Source organism: Microbacterium sp. MYb62 (assembly GCF_002979475.1).
GTDB lineage: Bacteria > Actinomycetota > Actinomycetes > Actinomycetales > Microbacteriaceae > Microbacterium.
The window spans coordinates 63,811-89,337 of record NZ_PCOY01000004.1 but is presented as its reverse complement, the minus strand read 5'-3'; the positions used below and the strand labels follow the sequence as shown (position 1 = coordinate 89,337).

At 70.4% G+C, this 25,527-nt stretch carries 23 protein-coding genes; 5 read left to right on the top strand and 18 right to left on the bottom strand.

Annotated features, from left to right (window positions below):
- The first annotated feature begins 3 nt into the window (after positions 1–3).
- Positions 4–426 carry a hypothetical protein gene (locus CQ042_RS20285; RefSeq protein WP_146115364.1) on the top strand — a complete coding sequence of 141 codons (423 nt, stop codon included), beginning with the start codon at positions 4–6 and terminating at the stop codon, positions 424–426.
- A gap of 256 nt (positions 427–682) precedes the next feature.
- Here the strand turns inward: CQ042_RS20285 and CQ042_RS06700 are convergent, their stop codons facing one another.
- The 5 genes from CQ042_RS06700 to CQ042_RS06680 form a co-directional block, all read right to left on the bottom strand.
- Positions 683–1,165 (bottom strand): Lrp/AsnC family transcriptional regulator, encoded by a 483-nt coding sequence (locus CQ042_RS06700; protein WP_105669702.1) that lies wholly within the window; start codon positions 1,163–1,165, stop codon positions 683–685.
- 3 nt (positions 1,166–1,168) lie between these two features.
- Positions 1,169–2,557, bottom strand: a complete 1,389-nt coding sequence (locus tag CQ042_RS06695; RefSeq protein WP_105669701.1) for an amino acid permease — start codon at positions 2,555–2,557, stop codon at positions 1,169–1,171.
- Positions 2,558–2,577: 20 nt separating this feature from the next.
- Complete coding sequence (gene hisC / locus CQ042_RS06690) at positions 2,578–3,681, bottom strand: histidinol-phosphate transaminase (RefSeq protein ID WP_105669700.1); 1,104 nt, start codon at positions 3,679–3,681, stop codon at positions 2,578–2,580.
- 148 nt (positions 3,682–3,829) lie between these two features.
- On the bottom strand, positions 3,830–4,078 hold the full coding sequence (locus CQ042_RS06685; protein WP_146115363.1) for a hypothetical protein: 249 nt from the start codon (positions 4,076–4,078) through the stop codon (positions 3,830–3,832).
- Positions 4,079–4,239: 161 nt separating this feature from the next.
- The gene (locus CQ042_RS06680) at positions 4,240–4,974 is read right to left on the bottom strand and encodes an SUMF1/EgtB/PvdO family nonheme iron enzyme (RefSeq protein WP_105669698.1); all 735 of its coding nucleotides are present in this window, start codon (positions 4,972–4,974) and stop codon (positions 4,240–4,242) included.
- A gap of 97 nt (positions 4,975–5,071) precedes the next feature.
- Between CQ042_RS06680 and CQ042_RS06675 the strand changes: the two genes are divergently transcribed.
- Entirely contained in the window at positions 5,072–5,290 is a 219-nt protein-coding gene (locus tag CQ042_RS06675) for a hypothetical protein (RefSeq protein ID WP_105669819.1), read from the top strand.
- A 3-nt stretch (positions 5,291–5,293) separates the two neighbouring features.
- On the opposite strand, the gene CQ042_RS06670 is transcribed toward CQ042_RS06675, so the two are convergent.
- From CQ042_RS06670 to CQ042_RS06655, 4 genes are all read right to left on the bottom strand, one after another.
- Positions 5,294–7,096 carry a thioredoxin domain-containing protein gene (locus CQ042_RS06670; protein WP_105669697.1) on the bottom strand — a complete coding sequence of 601 codons (1,803 nt, stop codon included), beginning with the start codon at positions 7,094–7,096 and terminating at the stop codon, positions 5,294–5,296.
- A gap of 33 nt (positions 7,097–7,129) precedes the next feature.
- Positions 7,130–7,699 carry an FMN reductase gene (gene msuE / locus CQ042_RS06665; RefSeq protein ID WP_105669696.1) on the bottom strand — a complete coding sequence of 190 codons (570 nt, stop codon included), beginning with the start codon at positions 7,697–7,699 and terminating at the stop codon, positions 7,130–7,132.
- 89 nt (positions 7,700–7,788) lie between these two features.
- Positions 7,789–8,625 (bottom strand): aldo/keto reductase, encoded by an 837-nt coding sequence (locus tag CQ042_RS06660; protein ID WP_105669695.1) that lies wholly within the window; start codon positions 8,623–8,625, stop codon positions 7,789–7,791.
- A gap of 54 nt (positions 8,626–8,679) precedes the next feature.
- Entirely contained in the window at positions 8,680–9,297 is a 618-nt protein-coding gene (locus tag CQ042_RS06655) for a TetR/AcrR family transcriptional regulator (protein ID WP_258132102.1), read from the bottom strand.
- 128 nt (positions 9,298–9,425) lie between these two features.
- Between CQ042_RS06655 and CQ042_RS06650 the strand changes: the two genes are divergently transcribed.
- Positions 9,426–10,211: an SDR family NAD(P)-dependent oxidoreductase gene (locus tag CQ042_RS06650; protein ID WP_105669693.1), complete on the top strand. Its 786-nt coding sequence runs from the start codon at positions 9,426–9,428 to the stop codon at positions 10,209–10,211.
- A gap of 65 nt (positions 10,212–10,276) precedes the next feature.
- Here CQ042_RS06650 and CQ042_RS06645 read toward each other — a convergent pair whose 3' ends face one another.
- Entirely contained in the window at positions 10,277–11,446 is a 1,170-nt protein-coding gene (locus CQ042_RS06645) for a DUF1624 domain-containing protein (protein ID WP_258132099.1), read from the bottom strand.
- A gap of 43 nt (positions 11,447–11,489) precedes the next feature.
- On the opposite strand from CQ042_RS06645, the gene hrpA reads away from it, so the two are divergent.
- Complete coding sequence (hrpA, locus tag CQ042_RS06640) at positions 11,490–15,452, top strand: ATP-dependent RNA helicase HrpA (RefSeq protein WP_105669691.1); 3,963 nt, start codon at positions 11,490–11,492, stop codon at positions 15,450–15,452.
- Between the two features lie 39 nt (positions 15,453–15,491).
- Complete coding sequence (locus CQ042_RS06635; protein ID WP_105669690.1) at positions 15,492–16,436, top strand: NADP-dependent oxidoreductase; 945 nt, start codon at positions 15,492–15,494, stop codon at positions 16,434–16,436.
- A 7-nt stretch (positions 16,437–16,443) separates the two neighbouring features.
- Here CQ042_RS06635 and CQ042_RS06630 read toward each other — a convergent pair whose 3' ends face one another.
- The 8 genes from CQ042_RS06630 to CQ042_RS06595 all read right to left on the bottom strand — a co-directional run bounded on the left by CQ042_RS06630 (position 16,444) and on the right by CQ042_RS06595 (position 25,434).
- Positions 16,444–17,052 carry an alkylhydroperoxidase domain protein gene (locus tag CQ042_RS06630; protein ID WP_105669689.1) on the bottom strand — a complete coding sequence of 203 codons (609 nt, stop codon included), beginning with the start codon at positions 17,050–17,052 and terminating at the stop codon, positions 16,444–16,446.
- Positions 17,049–17,681: a CMD domain protein gene (locus CQ042_RS06625; RefSeq protein WP_105669688.1), complete on the bottom strand. Its 633-nt coding sequence runs from the start codon at positions 17,679–17,681 to the stop codon at positions 17,049–17,051. The genes CQ042_RS06630 and CQ042_RS06625 overlap by 4 nt, the downstream gene beginning before the upstream one ends.
- Complete coding sequence (locus CQ042_RS06620) at positions 17,678–18,715, bottom strand: putative FMN-dependent luciferase-like monooxygenase (RefSeq protein WP_105669687.1); 1,038 nt, start codon at positions 18,713–18,715, stop codon at positions 17,678–17,680. The genes CQ042_RS06625 and CQ042_RS06620 overlap by 4 nt, the downstream gene beginning before the upstream one ends.
- Positions 18,712–20,364: an ABC transporter ATP-binding protein gene (locus tag CQ042_RS06615; protein WP_105669686.1), complete on the bottom strand. Its 1,653-nt coding sequence runs from the start codon at positions 20,362–20,364 to the stop codon at positions 18,712–18,714. Before CQ042_RS06615 ends, CQ042_RS06620 begins: the two co-directional genes overlap by 4 nt.
- Positions 20,361–21,257, bottom strand: coding sequence for an ABC transporter permease (locus tag CQ042_RS06610; protein WP_105669685.1), 897 nt, complete (start codon positions 21,255–21,257; stop codon positions 20,361–20,363). Before CQ042_RS06610 ends, CQ042_RS06615 begins: the two co-directional genes overlap by 4 nt.
- Positions 21,254–22,234 (bottom strand): ABC transporter permease, encoded by a 981-nt coding sequence (locus CQ042_RS06605; protein ID WP_105669684.1) that lies wholly within the window; start codon positions 22,232–22,234, stop codon positions 21,254–21,256. Before CQ042_RS06605 ends, CQ042_RS06610 begins: the two co-directional genes overlap by 4 nt.
- A gap of 16 nt (positions 22,235–22,250) precedes the next feature.
- Positions 22,251–23,885, bottom strand: a complete 1,635-nt coding sequence (locus CQ042_RS06600; RefSeq protein WP_105669683.1) for a TIGR04028 family ABC transporter substrate-binding protein — start codon at positions 23,883–23,885, stop codon at positions 22,251–22,253.
- Positions 23,886–24,036: 151 nt separating this feature from the next.
- Positions 24,037–25,434, bottom strand: a complete 1,398-nt coding sequence (locus tag CQ042_RS06595) for an NtaA/DmoA family FMN-dependent monooxygenase (RefSeq protein ID WP_105669682.1) — start codon at positions 25,432–25,434, stop codon at positions 24,037–24,039.
- Positions 25,435–25,527: the final 93 nt, after the last annotated feature.

Genomic DNA, 25,527 nt, shown 5'->3' with positions numbered 1-25,527 from the left:
CCCATGAAGCCACGATCCTCCCGCCGCCGAAACTGGACAGCTGCGAACATCACCATCGCCGCCATCCTCGCCCTCACCGGTTGTGCGGGCCCTCAAATCACTTCACCGGTGGGCGAATGGGTCGCTATCGAGGACGATCACGGCACCTTGTCAATTCGCTCTGACGGCACCTTCACGATCACTGACGCGTCCTATAATCCCCTCGAAGACAGGGATGCTGACAACGACTTCACTGCCACTGGAGCCTGGCGCATCGTGCGCGACGATGCCGAAGTTCTTTTCGATTTCGAAGAGGCTTCAGAGGGGAACTGGGACGTTGAGCCGAGCGGGATTGCTGTTCCGTTCCGCTCAGGCACCATCCGTTTCCACGACCCTGATGACGTACTCGATATCGAGTTTCGGCTCGTGGACGAAACCCCGGAATAGGGACGCGGCGGACCGAAACGATACCATCGCCATCCGCCCCGACGGGGCCTTCACCACGACCGACGCGTCCTTCAACCCGCTCCAAGGCAGAGACGCAGACAGCTTCGTCACCTTCCGCTCCGGCGCGCTCCGTTTCCAAGACGCGGAGGGATTGATCGATATCGAATTCTGGCTCGTAGACGACACCGCGGAATAGACCAAAAATGAGCCCCGGCACCTGGTACATCGTCCGAGAGGACGCCGAAATCGCCTCGCCCTAGAGCACCTCATCGGTAGCGACGTGCTCGACCAGCGGGAGAACCCGTCCCGAGAGATGCGTGCGCATCGCGATCGACGAGGCGGTGCGAGCGACCCCCGGCACGAGCGCGACCCGATCGAGCACCTCCTGCAGCTGGGTGGCATCACGCGCCACCAGCCGCAGCTGCATGTCGCTGGCGCCGGTGACGGTATGCATGTCGACGATCTCGGGAACGGCATCCGCGAGGGCGGTGGCCACGTCGTCGTGCCCCACCTTCTGATCGATCTCCACCAGGCAGAACGCGACGACGCCGTAGCCGAACCCTGCCGGGTCGATGCGCGGCACGATCGCCTCGATCACCCCGCCCTCGTGCAGGCGCGCGAGACGGCTCGTCGCGGTGCCACGGGCGATCCCGAGCCGTCGCGCGAGCTCCAGGATCGGCAGTTGGGGCGACTCCGTGAGCAGACGGATGATCCGGGCGTCGAGGCGATCGATGCGCATCGACTATTCCCTCGCCACTCCGGGGCGTGCCATGCCTCTGGTCGCGCGGGCGACGAGGAGGAGCACCGCCGTGAGCCCGAGCGTGAGCAGCAGCTGGAGGCGAGCGGCCGGGTCGATCATCGCGAGGGCGATCACGGCGGCGAGCAGCACCAGGCACAACCACGACAGCCAGGGGAAGCCCCACATCCGCATCGGCATCGCCTCGCCCGCACGATCCGCACGACGACGGAGGATGATCTGCGCCACCGTGGTCGCGGTCCAGATCACGAGCAGCGTCGAGCCGACCACGTTGAGGAGGGCCGGCAGGACCACGTCGGGGAACGCCCAGTTCAGGCCGACCGTGACGAAGCCGAAGGCGACGGATGCCAGCACGGCGACGAACGGCACGCCCTTGAGGCTCGTGCGGGTCGCGGCCAGCGGGGCGAGCCCGCGCTCCCCCAGTGAGTACGCCATGCGGGAGGCGCCGTAGATGTTGGCGTTCATGGCCGACAGCAGCGCGATGATCACGATGAGGTCCATCACCAGGCCGACGCCGGGCACGTTCAAGGTTTCGAGCACCGCCGAGAACGGCCCCGCCTTCACCGCCGGGTCGTTCCAGGGCAGCACCGCGACGATCACGAAGATCGATCCGACGTAGAAGACGAGGATGCGCACGAGCACCTCGCGCACGATGCGGCGGATGTTGTGCGCCGGGTCGTTCGACTCGGCGGCGGCGATCGCGACGACCTCGGTGCCGCCGAAGGCGAACACCACGATCAGCAGGGCGCCGGCGATCCCGGCGATGCCGTTCGGGGCGAAGCCGCCGTTGTCGACGAGGTTCGCGATGCCGGTCGCCGGCACGCCGGGGATCAGCCCGACGATCGCGCACACCCCCACCACGAGGAAGGCGATGATCGCCGCGACCTTGATCGCCGCGAACCAGAACTCGAAGCGGCCGTAGTTGCGCACGCCGAACAGGTTGACCGCGGTGAGCGCCACGACGAAGATCAGCACCCAGGCCCAGGCGGGGATGCCCGGAGTCCAGTTGGCCACGATCGCGCCGGCACCGGTCGCCTCGGCGGCGATCACCACGATCAGCTGGATCCAGTACAGCCAGCCGACCGCGCTGCCCGCGCTGCGCCCCATCGCCTTCTGGGCGTACGAGCTGAAGGCACCCGAGCTGGGTCGTGCGGCGACCATCTCGGCGAGCATCGCCATCACGAGCACGACGATGCCGCCCGCGACGAGGTACGACACCAGGACCGCGGGGCCTGCGATGCTGATCGCCTGGCCCGATCCGACGAACAGACCGGCGCCGATCGCACCGCCCAGGCCCATCATCGAGATCTGGCGGCGTGTGAGCCCCGGATGCAGGCCCTTGGTCGTCGTGGTGGTGGCGGGCACCTCGGTCATGGGGGTCCTGCCCTCACCGCTCATGCGCCGACCTCCGCACGCTCGACGGCGGCATCGCGGCCGACGGCATCGCGACCGGCTGCGGCGAGCGCGGCCTCCACCCGGTCGATGTCCTCTGCGGAGCCCGAGGAGATGCGGACCCCGTCCCCGGCGAATGCCCGCGAGACGACTCCGCCCTCCTGCAGCACGCTCTCGAGCTCTGCCGTGCGTTCGACGGTCGGCACCCACACGAAGTTGGCCTGGGAGCGGACGGCCGGCCATCCGGCCGCGGTGAGCACGGTGTAGAGCCTGTCGCGCTGCGCGACCACCTCGTCGATGCGCGTGGCCAGCTCGTCCTCGGCGTCCAGCGAGACGAGCGCTGCGGTCTGGGCGAGATCGGTCACACCGAAGGGCACGGCGACCTTGCGCTGATTCTCGGCGACCGGAGCCGGCGCGATCGCATAGCCGATGCGGAGTCCGGCGAGCCCGTAGGCCTTCGAGAAGGTGTGCAGCACGGCCACATGCGGGTGACGCCGGAACAGCTCGATGCCGGCGCCCCGGCTCTCGGTGCGGTCGAAGTGCACGTACGCCTCGTCGATCACCACGAGCACGTCGTGCGGCACCGCGGCGACGAAGCGCTCCAGCTCCTCGGCGCCGACCACGGTCCCTGTCGGGTTGTTCGGGTTGCACACGAAGATCAGGCGGGTGCGCGGGGTGATCGCCGCGAGCATCGCGTCGAGATCGTGCCCGTGGCCCGCGTCGAGCGGCACCGGGACGGGAGTGGCTCCGGCGATGCGGACGAGCGAGGGATACGCCTCGAACGACCGCCACGCGAAGATGACCTCGTCACCGCTGCCGGCGACCGCGTGGATGAGCTGGGAGGCGATCTCGACCGACCCCGCGCCGACGGTGACCTCTGACGCATCGACGCCGTAGCGCTCGGCGAGCCGCTCGCGCAGCCTCGCGGCGCTCATGTCCGGGTAGCGGTGGATGCCGTCGAGGCGATCCCGCACAGCCTGCACGACCGAGGGCAGCGGCGGATGCGGGGACTCGTTCGAGGAGAGCTTCGAGGCACCGGCCGGGGCAGAGCGCCCCTGACGGTACGCGGGAACGGCGTCGAGTCCGGCACGGGTGGGGAGGGGCATCGTCAGAGCATCCTTGCTGTGATCGGGCGGCGGCCCTGGTGGCACCGCCTGCTGTCGCGCAACAGTAGAACGGATCGCATCCACTGGGCAATCGGCGCACCGGAAGCTGCGCATCCCGCGCAATCAATAGCCGACCGACCCGGAACTGCTAGGCAGATTGCACAGTGACGACGATCAGAGACAGGGCGGTGATCACGAGATAGATGATCGCCATCCACACACCGGCCACGGCGGACCCTCTTCCGCTGCGCCGCCCGTTCCGCGTCTGGCGGATTCCCACCGATGAGACGATCAGCCCCGTGAGCGTGAGTGCGGGAACCAGGATGATCTGGATGATCCCCACCGACAGCGCCGTCTCCGGGCGCACGGCCAGGTTCAGCGTGACGTTCAGAAGCACCGCCGCCACGGTGAACCACGGGCCCATTCGTGCGGCGCGCGACGGGGGCGCCGGCTTCGGCCTCAGAGAAGGCCACACCGGGACGTGCCTCGGCGACTGCGGGTTCGACTTCATGGCACGAGACCTCTTCCTCACACGGAGGATACCGCTCGTGTTCTTCGTCAGAGCGCAGGAGCCGCGAGCCGGAGGCCGATGCCCACCGCGACGAGGTCGGCCTCGTACGCCCCGTGCCGCCGCGCGCAGCGGGCGAGATCCACGTCGTGGCGGAACGCTCCGCCTCGGGTGATGTGCGGGTCGGCCGCCCAGTCCTCGCGCGCGGGGACCTCGTCGGGCGCTCCCGGATACGGCGCGTACAGCGTCGAGGTCCACTCGTCGACGTTTCCTGCCATGTCGAGCACGCCGAACGGGCTGGCTCCCTCCGGGAAGGACCCGACCGGGGTGGTGGTGCCGAGGCCGAGGTCGAACAGGTTCGCCCGGCCCGGTGCATACTCGTCGCCCCACGGGAACTCGCGGGCGTCGTCGCCGCGCGCTGCCCTCTCCCATTCGTCTTCGGTCGGCAGCCGCGCGTCCACACCGAGCTGTGCACCGATCCACGCGGCGTAGGCGGAGGCCTCGTCCCAGGTGACGCCGACCACCGGGTGGTCGGGAATCCCGGACAGCGAGCGGGCGCCGGTCGCCTCCGCGAACGCCGTCCACTGTGCGACCGTCACCGGGGTGCGGGCGAGGCGGAACGCCGGGACGACGACCGGCGTGCGCGGCGTCTCCTTCACGTACCAGGCGCGCGGCACGCCCGTGTGTGCATACCGGACGGTGAGGGCGTCGACCTCGTCGAGCGGCGTGCCCCGCTGTACTGTTCCCGCCGGGATCTCGATCCACTCGATCTGCTGCGCAATCATGCCCGCTCCCCCTCGAATCCGGTCCGTCCCTCCAGCGTAGGAGCCGCAGCGGGGGCGAGGGCCGATGCGATGCGGCATCGGCCGGTACGCTCGCTGCATGCGCAGCCCCTCGGGATTCGAGTACGCGGTGCGCGGTGACGACGTCGTCATCCGGCATCACGGGGTCACGGCGACCGTGCTGCGCGGCGCACCTGCCCAGGAGTTCCTCGCCCACGCGGCACAGGGCGATGCACAGCTGCTGATGGCACGGGTGACGGGGAACTACCGCCGCGGCAACGAGCGCACGGCGCGCCGACATCCGCGCAACCAGGCCTGACGGTCAGCGCGCGACCGACACATCAGCGGGGTCGCTCACCGGCAGTCTGCAAACGAAAGCGCGGCAGTCGTATGCGCGTTCCGCGACCGCGTCCTTGCCGTCGAACAGCTCGAACCCCGCCTCGGCGAACGCCTTCGCCTGAGCGGGTGTCACCACTGCGATCGCCTCGGCGTCCGCGCCGCGCGCCGCGCCGGCGAGTGCGCCGACGCGATCCGTGGTGACGACGACGAGCTGCCGGGGCGGGACCGCGAGCCCGGCTGCGACGCGCAGCAGCGTGCCGTGGGCGAACGGCTGCTCCAGAGAGCGCGCGGCGAGTGCGCTCGCCGTCGAGACGGCCGCTTCGCGATAGCGGTCCCCCGCCCCCAGCCACCAGGCGGTCAGCGCGGCACCGGCGACCGCTGCGGCGTCGGAGGGCAGGTCGCCGTCGGCCTGGTCGGGCGAGGTCGCGATGCCCTGGGCCGACAGGAGCGGATCGTCGCCGACGGCGCCGTCGAGTGCCCCGTCGAGGATGCTGCGCGCCGCGATCGCCCACTCCGCCTCTCCGGTGGCGAGGGCGAGTGCGAACAGACCGTCGGCGAGGAGTCCCCGGTCGGCGGCTGTCGCGACGGCGGCGGATGCCCGGCCGTCGAGCGACGTGCGCACGAGCGCGCCCTCGGAATCGCGGTTGGTGCGCAGCACATGATCCGCGGCAGCGGCGGCCGCGTCGATCCACCCCCGCTCACCGAGATACGCTCCTGCCCTGGCCAGCGCGCCGATGGCCAATCCATTCCAGCCGGTGATCACCTTGCCGTCGATGGAGGGCGGCTCCAGCCCGGCACGCTCGGCGACGGGGCGAAGGTAGTACCCGCCTTCATTACGGGCGCCGTCGATCATCGACTCCGAATCCTGGGCGGCGCCGAATCCGCCCTCGTCGCGACGGAGCACGTCGATGAGGAAGGCGGCGATCCCACGGACGGTCCGCTCGTCGCCCGCATCGCGCGCGACGTCGAGCAGCTGCGCGTTGTCGGTCAGCATCCGCTCGTAGTGCGGCACCGTCCAGTCGCGCTGAGTCGCGTAGCGGAAGAACCCGCCATCGGCATCGCGGAGGTCGGAACCCGCCATCGCCGCGAGCGCGCGCACGGCTGATGCCGCCGCTTCCGGAGCAGCATCGCGCACCAGTGGATGCTGCAGGAACCGCAGAGTCGTCGCGACGGGGAACTTCGGCGCTCCCCCGAAGCCGCCGAACTGCCGGTCCTCCCGCTGCGCGATCCCCTCCGCCGCGGTCGCGATCGCGACGACGTCCGGCAGCTCCGACGGCGAGGATTCCGCCGCACGCGCGAGCGCATCGGTCACGGCATCCGCCGATTCCTCGGCCTGCTCGCGCCGCAGCGTCCACGCCTCCCGAACCGCGGTGAGCACGTCACGGAATGCGGGCATCGGCGCCCTGGCCTCCGGCGGCCAGTAGGTGCCGGCATAGAAGGTGCGCCCGCGCGGCGTGGCGAACACCGTGAGGGGCCAGCCGAGGTTCTGCGTGAACGCGGAGGCCGCGGCCATGTACGCACCATCGACCTGCGGATGCTCCTCGCGGTCGACCTTCACGGCAACGAATCCTTCGTTGATGAGCGCGGCCGTGGCGGAGTCCGCGAACGACTCCCGCGCCATCACGTGGCACCAGTGGCAGGTGGAGTAGCCGATCGAGATCAGCAGCGGCACATCGCGTCGCCGCGCCTCGGCGAACGCGGCCTCGCCCCACGGGTACCAGTCGACGGGGTTGTCGGCGTGCGCGCGGAGGTACGGGCTGAGAGTGTCGGCGAGCCGGTTGGTCATGCCCTCACGCTACGCCGCGCGACGCGGGCGCGGTCAGCCGACGAGGAGCTCGACCGGACGTGAAGCCGCGTATCCCACGAGCGGCAATGCGCGCTCGGCAGCGAGGACGATGCGCGCGTGCAGCACATCGGAGGCGATCTCGTAGCCGTCGAAGTCGGTGTTGCTCGCGTAGACGCCGACCGGGAGCGTGAGCGCCTGGAAGAACGCGAAGAGCGGACGCAACTGATGCTCGATGATCAGTGCGTGCTTCTCGCCGCCGCCGGTGGCCGCGAGCAGCACGGGCTTGCCGACCAGGTCGTATTGCCCGACGAAGTCGAACAGATGCTTGAACAGTCCGGTGAAGGACGCGCGGTAGACCGGGCTCCCCACGATCAGCAGATCGGCGGACTCGATCGCCTGCAGCTGCGCCTCGACCTCCGGAGGCAGCTGGTCGCGCTGGAGCGCACCGGCCAGGCCAGGGCCGATCTGCGTCAGCTCGATGAGCTGCGACTCGACCTCGGCGCGCTCGGCGATCGCGGCCGTGATCGCGCGGACGAGGGCGGTCGTCTTGCTGGGCTCGTGCAGGGATCCTGACACGGCCACCACGCGGAACGGAGCTGTCATGCCTCGACGGTACTCACGACGACGCCCCGTGTCGCGCGAGGCGACACGGGGCGTCATGTGGGCCGGAAGGCCGGTCTCGGAGACCTGTCTCAGTTGACCTCGTCCGGGTGCGAGCCGACGCGGCCGGAGCCGTCGAGCGGGTCGAGGGCGTCGATGGCGGCGATCTCGGCATCCGTCAGCTCGAAGCCGAAGACGTCGAGGTTCTCGCGCAGACGCTCGGCGCGCACCGACTTCGGGAACACGATGATGCCCTTCTGCAGGTGCCAGCGCAGCACCGCCTGCGCGGGGGTGACCCCGTGCGCGGCCGCCGCATCAGCGACCGCCGGAGTGCCGAAGAGGTCGTACTTCCCCTGCCCGAGTGGGCCCCAGGCTTCAATCTTGACGCCGTTCGCGTCGGCCCAGGCGACCACGTCGCGCTGCTGGTACGCCGGATGCAGCTCGATCTGGTTCACCGCAGGCACGACACCGGTCTCCTTGACCGTGCGCTCCAGGTGGGGCACGAGGAAGTTCGAGACGCCGATGCTGCGGGTGAGGCCCGCCTCGCGGAGCTCGACGAGCTTCGCGAAGGCATGCACGTAGTCGTCCTTGGCCGGGGTGGGCCAGTGCACCAGGTACAGGTCGACCTTCTCCAGGCCGAGCTTGTCGAGGCTCTCGCCGATGGCGGCGCGCGGCTCCTCGTCGTGGTGGCGGTCGTTCCAGAGCTTGGTCGTCACGAACAGCTCGTCACGCGGGATGCCGGAGGCCGCGATGGCGGCGCCGACGCCCTCCTCGTTGCCGTAGATCGCGGCGGTGTCGATGTGGCGGTAGCCGATCTCGAGCGCCTCGCTCACCGCGCGCTCGGTCTCTGCCGGCGGCACCTTGAAGACGCCGTAGCCGAGCTGCGGGATGGAGTTGCCGTCGTTCAGTTCGAGTGCAGGAATCGTCATGCCCCCAGCCTATGACCTGTGATGACAGGTTGCGCCGGCCGGTGACGAAAGAAGTCAGTCGAGGCCGCGGAGCCCCTGCGACATCACCTGGAAGGCGTCGACCGCCCGCACCGCCGGACGCGGCCCCTCGGGGTCGGCCGCCCACTGCTCCAGCCCCACGCGTATCGCGGCGGTCCCCACGGCGGCGATCAGCCGGGACTCCCACACCGTGACACCGCACTCCTGGAGGATCTCGCGCAGCCGACGTTCGGAGTCGTCGTTGACGCGCAGCCAGACATCGCGCATCGCCGTGTCATCGTCGAGGCCGCGGAGCACACCGAGCATCGTCTCCAGCTCGAGCCCATCGCCCAGGGAAGGGTCGCCCTCAGCAGAGGATCCCTCGGCGAGCTGCGCCCGGATCACGGCCGGCACCTGCTCGCGCAGCGAACGCTCGCCGACCTGCGCGAACGCCTCCTGCCACCGCCGGGCTCCGAAGCTGAGGATCGGGGCGACCGCATCCTCCTTGCGCGCGAAGTACCGATAGAAGGTCCGTACCGACACCCCCGCCCGTACCGCGATCTGCTCCGCCGTGACGCCGGCGACGCTCTGCTCGGCGAACAGTGCTGCGGCCGCTGCCGCGATGTCGCGCTCGGTCGCGGCCTTTCGGCGCTCGGTGAGGGTCGAGGTCTCCACCGTCACAGCGTACGGGAATGGATCACAGACGCGACAGGTTAGGACTAAGTGGCACGATCTGCCACACGGGCATATTCTGCCTAACAGGAAGCGTCGACACCACGACGCCACCAGGGAAAGGGAAGATCATGAACCGCTACGAAGGACGTCGGGCGCTCGTCACCGGCGGAGGGTCGGGCATCGGCCAGGCAACGGTGCTGCGCATGCTCCGCGAAGGCGGCAGCGTCGTCGCCGCCGACGTCAGCACCGCCGGTCTCGAGGACACCGTCGCCAAGGCGGGGCCGCTCGCGGAGCGCCTGACGACCGTCACGATGAACATCGCGGACGAGGCCTCCGTCGCCGCGGGCGTCGCCGAGGCCGTCGCCGCCCTGGGCGGACTCGATGTGCTCGTGAACGCCGCCGGCATCCTGCGCTCCTCGCACACCCACGAGACGACGCTCGACCAGTTCGAGCAGGTCATCCGGATAAACCTCGTCGGCACGTTCCTCGTGATCCGCGAAGCCATCCCCGCGCTGCTCGACGGCGACGTCCCCGCGGTCGTCAACTTCAGCTCGACCTCAGCCGGCTTCGCGCACCCCTACATGGCGGCGTATGCAGCCAGCAAGGGCGGCGTGCAGTCGATGACCCACGCGCTCGCGGCCGAGTACGCGAAGAGCGGCATCCGCTTCACCGCGGTGCAGCCCGGTTCGATCTCCTCGGGCATGACCGACGGCTCGGGTCAGAGCAACCAGAGCAACGGTCCTGGCCTGCCCGCAGACGCCGACATGAGTCTGTTCATGAAGCTCGCACCCGCGATCGGCCAGGGCTTCGCCGGCCCGGAGTCGGTCGCCGGTGTCGTGGCGATGCTCGCCAGCGAGGACGGCGCCTTCATCACCGGCACCGAGGTGCGCATCGACGGCGGCACCCACTTCTGAGAGACCGCAGGGGTGCACCGGACCCGATGACGGTGCGCCCCTGCTGCGGACGGGGACGACCCGACTCAGCGCCGGGGAACCGCCGCCATCGCCGCTGCTCCCCGCCCCACCAGACGTTCGAGCGGGCCCCGGCCGAAGAACATCGACCAGAGCGTCGCCCCCAGGAGCAGACCCCCTGCGGTCGCCGCCCAGAAGGCGTTGCTCGAGAAGAACGCTCCCGGTCCGCCGATCAGCACGATCGAGAGCACGTGCACGCTGTATGCCGTCAGCGGCATGGATCCGAGTGCGCCCAGCGGCAGCAGCACCCAGCGCAGCGGTCGACTCAGCAGCAGGCACAGCGCGATGACCATGAGCGCGAATCCGCCGGAGCCCAGGACCTCGGCCGTGCCGCCGCTGTGCGGATCGACGGCGAACACCGCCGAGAGCGCCGCCCCCAGCGGATCCGTCTCGGCGAGCGCCTGGGGATAGCCCTCCCAGCCGGATCGCGGTGATGCCCCCTCGGAGCCCTCGTCGACGAACGAGCTGCTCGCGGCGGAGCCGGAGGCCCCCATCGCCTGTCCCACCCCGCCGAGACCGTAGCCGACCACGGCGAGCGCGAGCCCGATGCCGAGCACGGCCAGCGCGGTGCGCACCTCCCCCACCCGCAGGCGTCCGAGTGCCATGCCACCCAGCACGAGCGCCAGCCAGACCGTGATCGGGTAGGTGCCGTAGAGCACGAAGCCGATGCCGGATCCGTACGGGACGAGCATCACCGCGCTCAGGAAGGCGAGCAGCGCCGGGCCGAGGAGGGCGAGCACCGCAGCACCGGCCAGCAGCTGCCATGGCCGCCAGCGCAGGAAGGGGATCACGGCCACATAGAGCAGCCCGTACAGGGTGAGGATCACCGCGATCGGGGTGTTCAGCATCTCCAGCGCCAGACCGATGAGGAAGATCACCGCACCACGTCCGACCAGATTGAGCCGGATGCTCGGAATCCGTTCGCGCTCGGGGAGAGCGCTTCGTCCGGTCATCAGGGCGATGGAGATGCCGGCGAGAACGGCGAACAGGATCGACGACCGCCCGTTCACCAGATCGGTCCACGTGGCGGGGTCGAGCCAGTCGAAGGAGTCCATCTCGCCGATGTGCGCTCCGGCCATGCCGAGGATCGCCAGTCCTCTGGCGATGTCCAGCCCGAGGATGCGCGGCGGCCGACCGAACTCGCGGAACCACCGGACGGGAGCGAGAGCAGTGATCACCAGATGATCGTAGGGCGCGATTCCCGTCATACGATGGAGGGCTATGTCCTCCCCTGTGATCTCCTATCCCCCGGAGCTGCCCGTCAGCGCGGCCAGGGCCGAGATCGCCGACGCCATCCGCGACCACCAGGTCGTGATCGTCGCGGGCGCGACCGGTTCGGGCAAGACCACGCAGCTGCCGAAGATCGCACTCGAACTGGGTCGCGAGCGCATCGCCCACACGCAGCCCCGGCGCCTCGCCGCACGCACCATCGCCGAGCGCGTCGCCGAAGAGCTCCAGGTCGAACTGGGCACGCTGGTCGGCTACAAGGTGCGCTTCACCGACAAGGTGTCGGACGCCACCCGCATCGCGCTGATGACCGACGGCATCCTGCTCAACGAGATCCACCGCGACCGGCTGCTCACCCGCTACGACACGATCATCATCGACGAGGCGCACGAGCGCTCGCTCAACGTCGACTTCCTGCTCGGGTATCTGGCCCGCATCCTCCCGGAGCGCCCCGACCTGAAGGTGATCATCACCTCGGCGACGATCGATCCGGAGAGCTTCGCGAAGCACTTCGCCTCCCCCGACGGCACCCCGGCGCCGATCATCGAGGTCTCCGGCCGTACGTATCCGGTGGAGATCCGCTACCGCGGGCCGGTCGAGGATGCCGAGGCCGAGGCCGCCGCCGGCGAGCCCGAGGACGAGGTCTCGGCGATCGTCGCGGCGCTGCGCGAGCTCGACCGCGAGGCGCCGGGCGATGTGCTGGTGTTCCTGCCGGGAGAAGCCGAGATCCGTGATGCCGCCGATGCCGTGCGCGGCGCCTACGCGAACGATCGCTCGCCCACAGAGGTGCTGCCCCTGTTCGGCCGGCTCTCCGCCGCCGACCAGCACCGGGTCTTCGAGCGCAGCCGGGTGGCCGGGGTGCGCCGCCGGGTGATCCTCGCCACGAACGTCGCCGAGACCAGCCTCACCGTGCCCGGCATCAAGTACGTGATCGACACCGGCACCGCGCGCATCTCGCGCTACAGCAACCGCTCCAAGGTGCAGCGCCTGCCCATCGAGGCCGTCTCGCAGGCGTCGGCGAATCAGCGTTCCGGCCGTGCGGGCCGCACCAGCGACGGCATCGCGATCCGTCTCTACTCGGAGGAGGACTACGACAAGCGCCCGGAGTACACCGAGCCCGAGATCCTGCGCACCTCGCTGGCCTCGGTGATCCTGCAGATGCTGTCGCTCGGGTTCGGCGACATCACGGCGTTCCCCTTCCTCACCCCGCCCGACTCCCGAGGTGTGAAGGCCGCGTTCGATCTGCTCACCGAGCTCGGCGCGGTCGCCCTTCGGCCGGCTCAGGGACCGGATCACGGCGCTCCGCGCCTCACCCGCACGGGTCGCGACATCTCGCGCATGCCGATCGATCCGCGGTTCGCACGCATGCTGATCGAAGCCGGGAAGGCGGACTCGGGCGGCGCCGTGACGCGCGACGTGCTCGCGATCGTCTCGGGCATGACGATCCAGGACGTGCGGGAGCGCCCGGAGGATCGACGCGACGAGGCCGACCGTCTGCACGCGCGGTTCGTCGACCCGACCAGCGACTTCCTCACCCTGCTGAACCTGTGGAACCACCTGCGCGAACAGCAGCGTGAACTCGGCTCGAGCGCGTTCCGACGGTTGTGCCGCTCCGAGCACCTCAACTACGTGCGGGTGCGCGAGTGGTTCGACGTGCATCGCCAGCTGCGCACCCTCGTGAAGACGCCCGACCGCACCCGCGACGACCGGAGAGCGGGCGACGACGACGGGACCAGCGATCCCGACGCCATCCACCGTGCGCTGCTGTCGGGCCTGCTCTCGCAGATCGGCATCCTCGACGAGCGCACGGCTCCCGCCGGCAAGGCGCACTCCCCCGCGAAGGAGCCGAAGGGTCGTCGCATCGCGGAGTACCGCGGCGCCCGCGGCATCCGCTTCTCGATCTTCCCCGGGTCGGGCCTGCGCAAGAAGAGCCCGCGTGCCGTGATCGCCGCCGAGATCGTCGAGACCTCGCGCACATTCGCGCGCACGGTCGCCGCGATCGATCCGGCCTGGGCGGAGCCCCTCGCCGGCGACCTGGCCAAGCGCCAGGTGACCGAGCCGCACTGGTCCAAGGACGCCGGTGCCGCCGTCGCCTTCGAGAAGGTGACCCTGTTCGGTCTCGAGATCATCCCGCGGCGACGAGTGCAGTTCGCCCGCATCGACCGGGCCGCCTCGCGCGAGCTGTTCGTGCGGCATGCGCTCGTCGAGGGCGAGTGGGACCCGACGCGGATCGACAAGCGGGTGAGCGCGTTCTGGCGCAGCAACGCCGAACTGCGCAAGCGCCTCGAGAAGCTGGAGGAGCGCGAGCGCCGACGCGACATCCTCGCCGGCGACGAAGCCGTTTTCCGGTTCTACGACGAGCGCATCCCGGCCGAGGTGTTCGACGTGCGCTCCTTCGAGAGCTGGTGGCGCGAGACCATGGCGACGACGCCGAAGCTGCTCGTGATGCGCGAGAGCGACCTGATCGACGACGAGGAGCGTGCCGATCAGCGCGAGTTCCCGACACGATGGACGCAGGGCGACCAGGTGCTCGGCCTCGCGTACCGGTTCGAGCCCGGCGCCGACGACGACGGTGTCAGCGTGGTCGTGCCGTTGCCGCTCCTCGCGCAGATCGAGGACCGCGGCTTCGACTGGCAGGTTCCCGGGCTCCGTGCCGAACTCGTCACCGGCCTGCTGCGCGCCCTCCCCAAGGCGATCCGTCGCCATGTGGTCCCCGCCGCCGACTGGGCGGAGAAGTTCGGAGCCGAGCTCGCCGAGGAGGGGCCGGAGTCGCATGGCGGGCTGCCCCCGCGCACGCTGAAGGAGGCTCTGGCTCGCCGCATCCAGCCGCTCGCGAATCAGCTCGTCTCGGCGGCGGACTTCGACGACGAGCGGGTGCCGCCGCACCTGCGCATGAACTTCCGCGCCGTGGACGAACGCGGCAGGGTGGTCGGCTCCGGACGCGACCTGCGTGCCCTGCAGACGCAGCTCTCCGATCGGGCGCGCAGCAGTGTCGCCCGCTCGATCGCGGCTCCCTCCCGCACCGGCTCGCCGGGGGCGAATCGCGGAACCGAACGCGGCGGGGTCGAACGCATCGCCTCGGCACCCATCGAGCAGACCGGCCTCACCGCGTGGACCTTCGGCGACCTGCCCGAAGTGCTCGACACGCGCGTCGCCGGCGGTGTCGTGCGCGGCTACCCCGCCGTCGTCGACCAGGGCAAGAGCGTGTCGGTGCGCGTGGAATCCACTCCGGATGCCGCAGCCGCCGCCACCCGCGACGGCGTGCTGCGGCTCGTCCTGCTGGGCGTGCCCTCCCCCTCCTCGTACGTGCAGGAGCACCTCACGAGCCAGGAGAAGCTCGCCCTCGCGGCCTCGCCCTACCAATCCGCTGCCGCACTCATCGAGGACTGCCGCGCGGCCGTGGCCCGCAAGGTCATCGAGAGCATCGTGCCGGATGGGATCGTGCGCAGCGAGGCGGCTTTCGCGAGGGTGCGGGATGCGGTCTCGGCGACGCTCGTCGACGAGCTCTTCGCCTGCGTCTCGCTGGTCGCGCGCATCCTCACGAAGTCGCGCGACGTCGAACGCGGGATCAAGTCGCAGAACTCCCTCGCCCTGCTCGGCCCGCTGAACGACATCCGCACCCAGTTGAGCGGACTGCTGCATCCGGGGTTCGTCTCCACCGCCGGCGCAGACCGTCTCACGCATTTCCCGAGATATCTCGAAGGGATGCTGGACCGGCTGAAGACCCTCTCGAGCGAACCGGGCAAAGACCGCGCGCGCATGACCGAGTACGAGCGGATGGCCAAGGCGTTCGAAGACGCCGGAGGCACGATCCCCCTTGCCGCCGACGCCCCTCCCGCGCTCGTCGAAGTGCGCTGGCTGTTGGAGGAGTACCGCATCAGCGTGTTCGCCCAGCGCCTGGGAACCGCGCAGCCGGTGTCGCCGCAACGCATCATGAAGGCGCTCTCCGGGCGCTGATCAGCGACCGCTCACGCCTGGCGCGGGTAGCCTGAAGCCATGGCCCGCGCGATCGTCTACACCGAAATCGGATCCCCTGCCGTCCTCCACCTGATCGAGATCCCCGATCCCGTCGCGGCGCGCGGCGAGGTCGTCGTCCGCATCGAGGCGGCGGGCGCGAACCCGATCGACGCGAAGCTGCGCGGCGGCAAGCGGCCCTCCCCACCCATCACCGAGCCGCGCCCCGTCGGCTTCGACGGAGCCGGCGTCGTGGAGGTGCTGGGCGAGGGCGTCGACGACTTCGCCGTCGGCGACCGGGTGGCGATCCGCGACGGACACGGCACCTATGCCTCGGCGCTCGCCATCTCGACCGAGAAGCTCGCGAAGCTCCCCGACTCCGTCACCACAGCCGAGGGCGCCGGCATCGGCATCCCGGCGGGCACCGCCTATCAGGCGCTGCGCTCGCTCGAGGTGACCGACGGCGACGTGCTGCTCGTGCACGGCGGCTCCGGAGCCGTCGGACAGGCCGCCGTGCAGTTCGCCGTCGCCTGGGGTGCGACCGTGATCGCGACCGCGAGTCCCGCACGTCACGACCAGCTGCGCGAACTCGGCGCTCTCCCCGTGGCCTACGGCGACGGCTTGCTCGACCGCGTCCGTGAAGCCGCACCTTCCGCCGTCACGGTCGTGCTCGACTGCGCGGGCACCGACGAGGCGATCGAGACCTCGCTCGCCCTCGTGGCGGACCGCGACCGGATCGCGACGATCGTGCGGGGGCCGGATGCTGCGTCCTTCGGCATCCGCGCCTTCTCCGGCGGCTCACCGGTGCCGCTGACCGACCAGGAACTCGCCTGGCGCGCCGAGGCGCTGCCCGAGACGATCGCGCTCCTCGACACCGGCGACTTCGTGATCGAGCTCGGTCCGCAGCTTCCCCTCGCCGAGGCGGCGCAGGCCCATGAGCTCATGGAGTCCGGCGCCGCGTCGGGCAAGATCATCCTCGTGCCGTAGGGGCGGATCAGGCCGGAGCCACCGGCCGTCCGATCGAGAGCATCAGCCGGTTCGCCCAGTTGAAGAACGCCGCGCCGTGGATGACGTCCGCGACCTCCAGGTCGTCGAGACCCGCCGCGCGCAACCGCGCGATCTCGTCCTCCCCGAACGCGCTGGGCGTGTCGGTGAGGGCGACGGATGCCGCGACGACGGCGTTCCAGCGCTCGCCGAGGTCCGCATCGACACCCTCGTCCAGCAGCTGGTCGACGTCGTCTGCACGCTTGCTGTGGTGCGCGGCGAAGCGCGAGTGCACCGACGCGCAGAACACGCAGCCGTTGCGACGGGATGCCGCCGTCGCCGCCAGTTCGCGGTCCGCACGCGGGAGCCCCTCAGCCGCGTTGTAGAAGATGTCCTTGTCGACCAGCGTGCGGGCCTTGAGCACTTCGGGATCGCGCGCGAGCAGACGGAAATAGTCGTTCTTGGCGCGCGCGGCATCGACGAGGCCGTCGTAGTGCCGTTCGGTCAGCTCCTCCTCCGCGAGGGGTTCCAGGTGCGGGACCCAGCCGACCTCACCGCGGGTGAAGGCGTGCGGGTGCGGAGCGTCGTCGTGACGGAGCACGGTCTGTTCGGCGGTCATGCTGCTTCCTCTTCCTCGGAGATCTCGCTCGCGGTGGTCGTGACCAGTCCCGCGGTGGCGAGCGCCCGGAGGCCGGTGACGACCCGTTGCTGGAAGGCGAGGAACGAGACCAGCTGCGACAGCGTCACGATCCCGTCGGTCGACCAGCCGGCGTCGAGCAGGCGTCCGAGATCGGCACCGGACGCCTCGCGGGGGCGGAACACCAACAGGTGCGTGTGCGCGAGGGCTGCGGCGAGCCGCTCGCCGATGGCTGCCGTGACGGCATCGGATGGCGCGTACCGCTCCCCCTCCGTGTTCTCCCCCTGGAGACCGAGCTCGGTGTACGCGCCGAACGGACCGCTGTCCGCCGCACCGGTCGCCTCGGCGATCACGGCGGTCGCGCGCTGCGGGTCGCCCTCCTGCGCGCGAGCGGCGTAGAAAGCCGCGGACGCGTCGTCGGCCCCGGCGAGACCGGTGGCGAAGGCCGCCACGAGCTCGCGCTCCGCCTGCGAGACGTGCTCGACCGTGACCGGCCGGAAGAGGGCGTCGAAGCTCGCCTGCAGCTGCTCCCTGGTGACCGGCCGGCGACGGCGCAGGGCATCCAACTCCGGCGTCACCTCCGCGATCCGGTCCACGATGTCGTCGGTCATGCGTTCTCCTTGATGGTGTGGTTCTCTGCGGTGGACGGGGTGAGCGCATAGCCGAGGGCCGGGGCGACCTCATCGGCGAAGAGCGCGATCGAGCGCAGCACCTGCTCGTGCGGGGCGTCGACCGAGTGCACCTGGAAGGCGACCTCGGTGGCCCGGGCGAGGGTGGCGTCGGCGGCGAGCGACTCCGCCACCTCCTCCGGCGTGCCCAGGTGCGTGTCGAGCGCGGTGATCAACTCGTCGATGCTGTCGCCGGGGATGGTCTGCCCCTGGCGACGGAAGCCTTCGGCTGCCCTGCGGAGTCCGACCTCGGCGAACCGCAGCGCCTCGGAACGGTCGTCTGCGACGAACACGGTGCGCGAGGCGGTGATCCGCGGTGCCACACCGGCCGGCAGAGCTTCGAGGTAGGCGTCGATGATCGGATCCTGCAGCTCCGACAACGGGGCGTGCAGCCGGTCGGCACCGCGCGGCTGCGTGCGGGAGAGCAGCAGACCGTGCCCGTGGATGCCGGCACGGTGTCCCCCCGGCGCCGAGAACGTGGCCTGCCAGATACGGTCGGCGAGGTCTCCGGCATCCGGGTAGAGGGTGTTGCCCGCCCCGACGTCGCGCCCGGCCAGACCGTCGAGCAGCACCCGCAGCTTGCGGTCGTATGTCGGGGCCTTGTCGCGCACGTCCTCTCCGAAAGGCGCGAACGACGACGGTGTGCCGCCGCTGCCGAGTCCCAGATCCACGCGCCCCCCGGAGAGCAGATCGGCGACCACCGCATCCTCGGCCACGCGCACCGGATCCTCCAACGGCAGGGTGATGACCCCGGTGCCGAGGCGGATGTCGCTGGTCGCCGCAGCCACGTGCGCGAGGAACACCAGCGGTGACGGCAGCCCGCCCTCCGCGGCGTGGAAGTGGTGCTGGGCGACCCAGGCCCTCCCGATGCCGTGCTGCTCGGCCTGTCGGATCTGCGCGGTCGCGAGCGCGTAGCGTTCGGCGGGCGACGCGTCGTCGAGCAGACGCGTGAAGAAGGCGACGGTGGGCGCGGTCATGCGGGAACCTCTCTGGTGTGCGAGAGCTCTCGAGCGTTCGAGGGCTCTCCGGTGCCGGGGACCGCGGCGAGCAGCTCCCGGGTGTAGTCGTGCTGCGGGGCGCGGAAGAGGTCTTCGGTCTGCCCTTCCTCCACGATGCGGCCGCGGCGCATCACCGAGACCGTGTGGCTGATCCTGCGCACCACCGCGAGGTCGTGCGAGATGAACAGGTAGGTGAGTCCGAGCTCGGCCTGCAGCGAGGTGAGCAGCTCGAGGATGCGCGCCTGCACGGTCACATCGAGTGCCGACACCGCCTCGTCGAGAACCACGATCTCCGGGTCGATCGCGAGCGCCCTGGCGATCGCGACGCGCTGCCGCTGTCCCCCCGAGAGCTCGCGCGGCGTGCGCCGGGCGACGTCGGCCGGAAGCGAGACGCGGTCCAGGAGTGCGAGGGCACGATCCCTGCGCTCGGTGCGCGAGCCGACATGGAAGTTCTGCAGCGGCTCCGCCACGATGTCGATGATCTGCTGCCGCGGATCCAGGGAGGCGAACGGGTTCTGATAGACGAGCTGGATGCGCCGGCGCAGAGCGCGCAGCTGCTCGCGCTTGGCATGGGTCACCTCTTCGCCCGCGACGACGATGGTCCCGGCATCCGGCTGGTGGAAGCGCGTGATCAGCCGCGCCGTGGTGGTCTTCCCCGATCCCGATTCCCCCACGAGCGCGTGCGTGGTTCCCTTGCGCACCCGGAAGGACACGTCGTCGACGGCACGGAAACGTTCGCGCCCGGCGACGCGGAACTCCTTCACGAGCCCTTCGGCGACGATCGCATAGGGGTTCTCCGCCGCCACCGCTGAGGCGTCGCGGAGGAAGGGCGGCACCTCGGGGCGACGGAACCCGGTCGCGAACGCCGGAGCGTCCGCGAGCAGTTGCCGCGTGTAGGCGTCGGACGGCGCGGCGAGGATCGCCTCGCTCCGCCCCTGTTCGACGATCCGACCGTCCTTGAGAACGACGAGCCGTTCCGCGCGGTCCGCGGCGACACCGAGATCGTGCGTCACGAGCAGGATGCTGGTCCCCTCCTCGCGCTGCAGCTCGTCCAGCAGGTCCAGCACCTTGCGCTGCACCGTGGCGTCGAGGGCGCTGGTCGGTTCATCGGCGATGAGCAGACGAGGCCGCAGGGCGATCGCGGTGGCGATCAGTACGCGCTGGCGCATGCCGCCGGAGAGTTCGTGCGGATACTGGCGGGCCCGCAGGTCGGGATCGTCGATGCCGACGCGGTCGAGCAGCTCGATCGCCCGCGCACGGCGCGAGCGGCGGTCGCGGTGCCCGTGCAGACGCAGGATCTCCTCGACCTGCGCGCCGATCGGACGCACCGGGTCGAGGGAGGTCGTCGGGTCCTGCGGCACCAGGCCGATCTCCGCACCGCGGATACCGCGCAGAGCACGATCGGACCATCCGGAGATGTCGAGGTCGCCGAGCACGACCCGTCCTCCATCGACTCTGCCGCCGTCCGGGAGGAGACCGAGGAGCGCGTGGGCGGTCGTCGATTTGCCGGATCCCGACTCCCCGACGAGCGCGAGTGTCTCCCCCTCGCCGATCTCGAACGAGATGCCGTGCACGACTTCCCGTCCGCCGTAGGAGATCCGCAGATCGGTCGCTGCGAGAACGCTCATCGTGTGCCCCTTCCGATGCGGTGGCTGATGCGGTTGGCGCTGAGGACGACCGCGACGACGACGAGACCGGGAAGAGCCGTCAGCCACCAGGCCGTGCCGACGTAGTTGCGTCCCTCCGCGATGAGCAGACCCCACTCCGGGGTGGGCGGCGGAGCGCCGTATCCGAGGAACCCGAGCGTCGAGATCGCCAGGATCGCGGTACCGAACTGCAGCGCGGCGAGAGCCACGATCGGCGTGAGGGAGTTGGGCAGCACGTGCCGACGCAGCACTGCGAAGAACGTGGCGCCGCTGCCGAAGGCCGCCTCGACGTACTCGGTGCGCCGCACGCGGGCGACCTCGGCGCGCATCAGGCGGGCGAACGCGGCGACGCTGCCGAGGCCCACGGCGAGCGCGGCGTTCACCGTGCCGAATCCGAGCAGGATGATCACCGACAGCGACAGGAGGAGCCCGGGGATCGCGAGCAGCACGTCGACGACCCGCATCAGGACGTCGTCGACGACACCGCCGACCGCGCCGCCGATGAGTCCGAGAACGGTGCCGAGGGCGAGGCCGACCGTGACGGCGATGAGCGCGCCCGACAGCGAGTGCACGGCGCCGTGCACGACACGACCGAACAGGTCGCGGCCGAGGGTGTCGGTGCCGAACCAGTGGGCGGCGCTCGGCGGCAGCAGTTTGTCGGCCGGTATGCCCGTGAGGGGATCGCCGGGCGCGAAGACGCCGGGGATGACCGCCCACAGCACGGCGAGGGTCACCACGGCGAAGGCCAGGTACAGCCCCCAGGCGCGACCGCGCAGTCCACGACGGCGGCGAAGCGCCGGCGCGTGCTCGTGGACGACCGGCGAAGGCACGAGTTCGGGCTCCACGCTCGTCTCGGCGATCACGGGAGCGGTCATGCTGCCACCTCCTGGGGTGCGCGTCGCGCGGGGGGCGATGCGGTCGATCGGGCGACCGTGCGCTGACGCGGGTCGATGAGCGGGGTGACGAGGTCGACCGTGAAGCTGATGATCACGAACCCGAGCGCCGAGAGCAGCACGACCCCCTGCAGCACCGGGATGTCCTGGTTCGCCACGGCCTGCTCGGTCAGACGTCCGATGCCGGTGCGTCCGAACACGGTCTCGGTGACGACCGCACCGCCGACGAGCTCGCCGAACAGCACGCCGGCGATGGTCAGGGTCGGCACGGCGGCGTTGCGGGCGACCGAGCGCGTGAGCACCCAGAGCGGCGGAGCGCCCTTCGCGCGGACCACCGTGACGAACGGCTGCGCCTGCACCTGGTCGATCGCGCGCACCAGCACCTGCGCCAGGGGCGCCGAGATCGGCACGGCGAGAGTCAGCACGGGAAGGATGAGACCGCTCACGGGGTCGGCCCCGACGATCGGCACCCAGCCGAGCCCGAACGAGAAGACCTGGATGAGCAGGATGCCGAGCCAGAAGACCGGCACAGCCACGAACAGACCCGGTACCTGGCGGAGGCCGTCGCGCAGCCAGGCGAACGACGCGAGCGAGGAGAGCCCGGCGATGAGGATCGCCAGCAGCAGGGCGACGACGAGTCCGAGCGATGCCAGCAGCAGCGTCGCGGGGAGCGCCTCGGCGAGCATCGTCAGCACCGGTGTGCCGAACTGCGTCGAGAAGCCGAAGTCCCCCGCGAGGAAGCCCAGGCCGGCGTGGACGTACTGCTCCCACCAGGGCAGATCCGCACCGTACGTGGCGCGGATGCTGTCGAGCTGATCCGGCGACAGCCCGAGGCTGGGGTCGGAGAACTTGATCAGGATCGCATCGCCCGGCAGCAGCTGCAGAAGGAAGAAGGTGGCCGTGAAGGCCGCGATCAGAACGATCGCGGCCTGCCCGGCTCGTCGGAGGACGAACGTCATCGAAGCACCATGCCGCTCAGTGCTCGGCGAGCCACACGCCGGAGAACGTCGGACGCCCCACCGACTCGAAGGCGACGCCGTGCACGTAGGTCGCGGTGCCGTACACCTGCGGCTCCTCGAACAGCGGGATCACGTACGCCTGCTCCGCGATGTAGTCCTGCACGGCCTGCGATGCGGCGATGCGCTTGTCGGCGTCGGGCTCGGAGGCCACGGCGAGGAGCAGTTCATCGAGCTTCGCATCCTGCGAGATGAGCACGTCGCGGTTCTTCGTGAAGTACTGGCTCTTGATCACGTCGAGATCCGCCCGTCCGACCATCGAGTGGTAGAAGCCGGTCTTCAGCGGGTCGCGGGTGTCCTCGGCCGCGCTGCCGGCGTCGCCCGGCTTGACGGAGAGCTCCACGCCCACCTTCGCCAGCTGCTGGGCGACGAGCTCGAGCGACTGCTTCGACAGCGGCTGCGGCTTGGCCTCGTAGACCGTGATCGACAGCCGCTCCCCGTCCTTTTCGCGGATGCCGTCGGAGCCGGGCTTCCATCCGGCCTCGTCGAGCAGATCCTCGGCCTTCTTCGGGTCGTACTCGTAGTGCGCGGACTCGTCCTTGTACCCGACCGCCTGGGAGGACAGCACCGACGTCGCCACCGGGTAGTTCTCGGTGAAGAGCGTGTCGACGACCTCCTGCGCGTTCACGGCGGCGATGATCGCCTGTCGGACACGGATGTCGGCGAGCAGCGGGTTCTCGGGGCGAAGGGCGATCGAGTTGTTCACGCCGCGGGTCTGCGGGGCGTAGAGCGTGAAGCCGGCGCTCTCGACGCGGTCCTCGTCGAATGCCTGGACGTAGCGGACGTAGTCGGCCTGGCCGGCGAGGAGCGACCCGATGCGCACCGAGTCCTCGGGCGTGATCAGCACGTGCACGGCGTCGAGGTAGGGGCGTCCGTCGTTGTCCACGCTGTCGGGACCCCACTCGTAGTCGTCACGGGCGGTGAGCGTGTACTCGGTGCCCAGCTTCTCGCCCGTGACCGTGAACGGACCGGATCCGATGATCTCGGCGGCGTTGCCCGCGCCGAAGTCCTCGATCGTGCCGTCGAGCGTCTCCGGCGACAGCAGGCCGGAGTTGATGGTCGAGGTCGCCTGCAGGAACCCGGGCGACGGGGCCGTGAAGCGGAAGGTCACGGTGTCCTCGTCGACCACCTCGCTGCCTTCGTAGTTGTTGATCGCCTCGGAGACGGTGAGGCCGCGTTCCGCGTCGCCCAGGCCGTACGTGTCGAAGTTCTTCTTCACGGCAGCGGCGTCGAGCACCGTGCCGTCCGAGAACGTGACGTCGGCGTTCAGATTGAACGTGTACTCGGTGGCGTCGTCGTTCACCGTCCAGTCGGAGGCGATCCACGGTTCGATCTCGAGCGTGTCCGGGTTCTGCCAGGTGAGGCGGGCCGCGATGTTGTTGACGATGCCGCCGTTGGGGTAGAAACCGGCCTGCGGCGGATACAGGTTCGTGTACGCCTGGTGCTCGAGGTAGGTGAGCGTCCCTCCCGTGACGGGGTCTCCGGCTTCGGCGGGCGAGTTCGCCGGAGCCGGGGTCGATGCGCAGGCGGCGAGGCTTCCCGCGAGGATGAGCGGGAGCGCCACGGCGGCAGCGCGGATGAGACGACGGTTCATGGGGAGGGCCTCCAGGTTTCGGGTGCGGTGCTTCGGGTGCGGTGCGGTGTTCTCAGATGCGTTGCTGTGGTCGTGGTGTCTTCACGGTAGGAATCGGCGATGCCTCGGCGCGACGCGACGGACTCCGGATGTCGCGCGACGACGCCCGTGGTCACGCGTCGACATACGAAGAAATACGCAGGCGGTCGTGGAGCGTCGCCCCCTGGCCCTCGTCCGCGTCTCGCAGCAGCCCTCGGCGGCGCAGCTCGGGCGCAGCGCCGCGCGTGAATGCCTCGAACTGCGCGGGCTGGAACGCCGACAGGACGTTGAAGCCGTCCGCTGCCCCCTCGTCCCGCCAGGTCTCGAAGTGGTCCGCGATCGTGCCGGCGTCGCCCACGACGAAGGCGCCGGGCACCGCGTTCGCCGCGACGAGGTGCCGCCAGGTGAGGGGGTCGTCGCTCCCGATCCCCGACCCCGCGACGCGCAGCCCTGCGATGCGGGCGAGCCGCTCGATCAATGCCTCGCCGCCCTCACCCAGTCGCCGCGCCTCCGCGGCGGTCACCGGCGCGTCGAAGGCAGCGGAACGCAGCGTGTCGTCCGCCGCGACCTCCAGCGCGTCGGCGAGCGCACCGACGGTCCGGTTCGGCGGGAAGGCCGTCCGGGCCGCCTGATGCCCTTCGGCGAGCGGCACCAGTGCGAGCAGGCGCTCCACGATGCGGCGCGCATCGGCATCCGTATCGGCGACGACCGGGAGCACGGGGGCGATCACCTTCAGCGCGTCCGGTGCCCTTCCGGCCTCCGCTGCGATGTCCCGGAGGATCCGGCGCGTGGTGATCGCGTCGGCCAAGGTCGGCGCGGCGGTCAGCGCGAGGTCGGCCTCGGTGGCCGCGAGCGCCCGTGACCGCGGCGACGTGCCGGCATGCACGATCGGGATCTGCCCCTGCGGGGGACGAGCCACGTTGAGCGGTCCGGAGACCCGCACCTGGGTGCCCCGCAGGTCGGCGGCACGCAGGCCGTCCGGATCGATGAGCACACCGCGCTCGGCGTCCGCGATCCAGGCATCCTCCCCCCACGAGTCCCAGAGCCGTCGCAGCGCCTCGACGAATTCCTCCGCGCGGTCGTAGCGCGTCTCGTTGTCGGCGTGCGCGTCCCTGCCGTGGTTGCCCGCGGCCCGCGGCTCCGCACCCGTGACGAGGTTGATGCCGGCACGACCACGCGTGAGCACATCGAGGGAGGCCAGCGAACGCGCTGTCGTGTAGGGGTCGGCGTAGGTGGTGTTGACCGTGGCGATCAGACCGATCCGCGAGGTCACACCGGCGAGGAACAGCACGGCGCTCACGGGATCGATGCGGGCCAGCAGGTACGGGTCGCGGAACTCCAGGTCCGGCCCCGTGGCGAGCCAATCGCCGAAGAAGAGGTAGTCGAGCCCCGCATCCTCCCCTTCGCGCGCGATGTGCCGAAGGATGTCGGCGTCGGCTGCGGGATCGCGGTGTGCACCACGCTGCCGCCAGCCCGAGGGATACGCGCCCAGGGTGCGCACCATGGCGCCGATGATGAGGGGTTCGGTCATGCCCGTCACGGTAGGAGCAGACGCCCACCGCTGCCACGCGCCCGATGCCGGGCGTCACGGGATGTAACAGTCGGTCACACGCGCCGCACCCCC

What these genes read in the sequence shown, in the direction of transcription:
- CQ042_RS06625 (WP_105669688.1), bottom strand. Translation starts at nt 17,681, where the DNA reads ATGACCGACGACATCGTGGACCGGATCGCGGAGGTGACGCCGGAGTTG.
- CQ042_RS06605 (WP_105669684.1), bottom strand. Translation starts at nt 22,234, where the DNA reads ATGACGTTCGTCCTCCGACGAGCCGGGCAGGCCGCGATCGTTCTGATC.
- msuE (WP_105669696.1), bottom strand. Translation starts at nt 7,699, where the DNA reads ATGACAGCTCCGTTCCGCGTGGTGGCCGTGTCAGGATCCCTGCACGAG.
- CQ042_RS06660 (WP_105669695.1), bottom strand. Translation starts at nt 8,625, where the DNA reads ATGACGATTCCTGCACTCGAACTGAACGACGGCAACTCCATCCCGCAG.
- CQ042_RS06695 (WP_105669701.1), bottom strand. Translation starts at nt 2,557, where the DNA reads ATGACCGAGGTGCCCGCCACCACCACGACGACCAAGGGCCTGCATCCG.
- CQ042_RS06600 (WP_105669683.1), bottom strand. Translation starts at nt 23,885, where the DNA reads ATGAACCGTCGTCTCATCCGCGCTGCCGCCGTGGCGCTCCCGCTCATC.
- hisC (WP_105669700.1), bottom strand. Translation starts at nt 3,681, where the DNA reads ATGCCCCTCCCCACCCGTGCCGGACTCGACGCCGTTCCCGCGTACCGT.
- CQ042_RS06630 (WP_105669689.1), bottom strand. Translation starts at nt 17,052, where the DNA reads ATGACCGCCGAACAGACCGTGCTCCGTCACGACGACGCTCCGCACCCG.
- CQ042_RS06620 (WP_105669687.1), bottom strand. Translation starts at nt 18,715, where the DNA reads ATGACCGCGCCCACCGTCGCCTTCTTCACGCGTCTGCTCGACGACGCG.
- CQ042_RS06595 (WP_105669682.1), bottom strand. Translation starts at nt 25,434, where the DNA reads ATGACCGAACCCCTCATCATCGGCGCCATGGTGCGCACCCTGGGCGCG.
- CQ042_RS06650 (WP_105669693.1), top strand. Translation starts at nt 9,426, where the DNA reads ATGAACCGCTACGAAGGACGTCGGGCGCTCGTCACCGGCGGAGGGTCG.
- CQ042_RS06615 (WP_105669686.1), bottom strand. Translation starts at nt 20,364, where the DNA reads ATGAGCGTTCTCGCAGCGACCGATCTGCGGATCTCCTACGGCGGACGG.
- CQ042_RS06700 (WP_105669702.1), bottom strand. Translation starts at nt 1,165, where the DNA reads ATGCGCATCGATCGCCTCGACGCCCGGATCATCCGTCTGCTCACGGAG.
- CQ042_RS06635 (WP_105669690.1), top strand. Translation starts at nt 15,492, where the DNA reads ATGGCCCGCGCGATCGTCTACACCGAAATCGGATCCCCTGCCGTCCTC.
- CQ042_RS20285 (WP_146115364.1), top strand. Translation starts at nt 4, where the DNA reads ATGAAGCCACGATCCTCCCGCCGCCGAAACTGGACAGCTGCGAACATC.
- hrpA (WP_105669691.1), top strand. Translation starts at nt 11,490, where the DNA reads ATGTCCTCCCCTGTGATCTCCTATCCCCCGGAGCTGCCCGTCAGCGCG.
- CQ042_RS06610 (WP_105669685.1), bottom strand. Translation starts at nt 21,257, where the DNA reads ATGACCGCTCCCGTGATCGCCGAGACGAGCGTGGAGCCCGAACTCGTG.
- CQ042_RS06675 (WP_105669819.1), top strand. Translation starts at nt 5,072, where the DNA reads ATGCGCAGCCCCTCGGGATTCGAGTACGCGGTGCGCGGTGACGACGTC.
- CQ042_RS06670 (WP_105669697.1), bottom strand. Translation starts at nt 7,096, where the DNA reads ATGACCAACCGGCTCGCCGACACTCTCAGCCCGTACCTCCGCGCGCAC.
- CQ042_RS06680 (WP_105669698.1), bottom strand. Translation starts at nt 4,974, where the DNA reads ATGATTGCGCAGCAGATCGAGTGGATCGAGATCCCGGCGGGAACAGTA.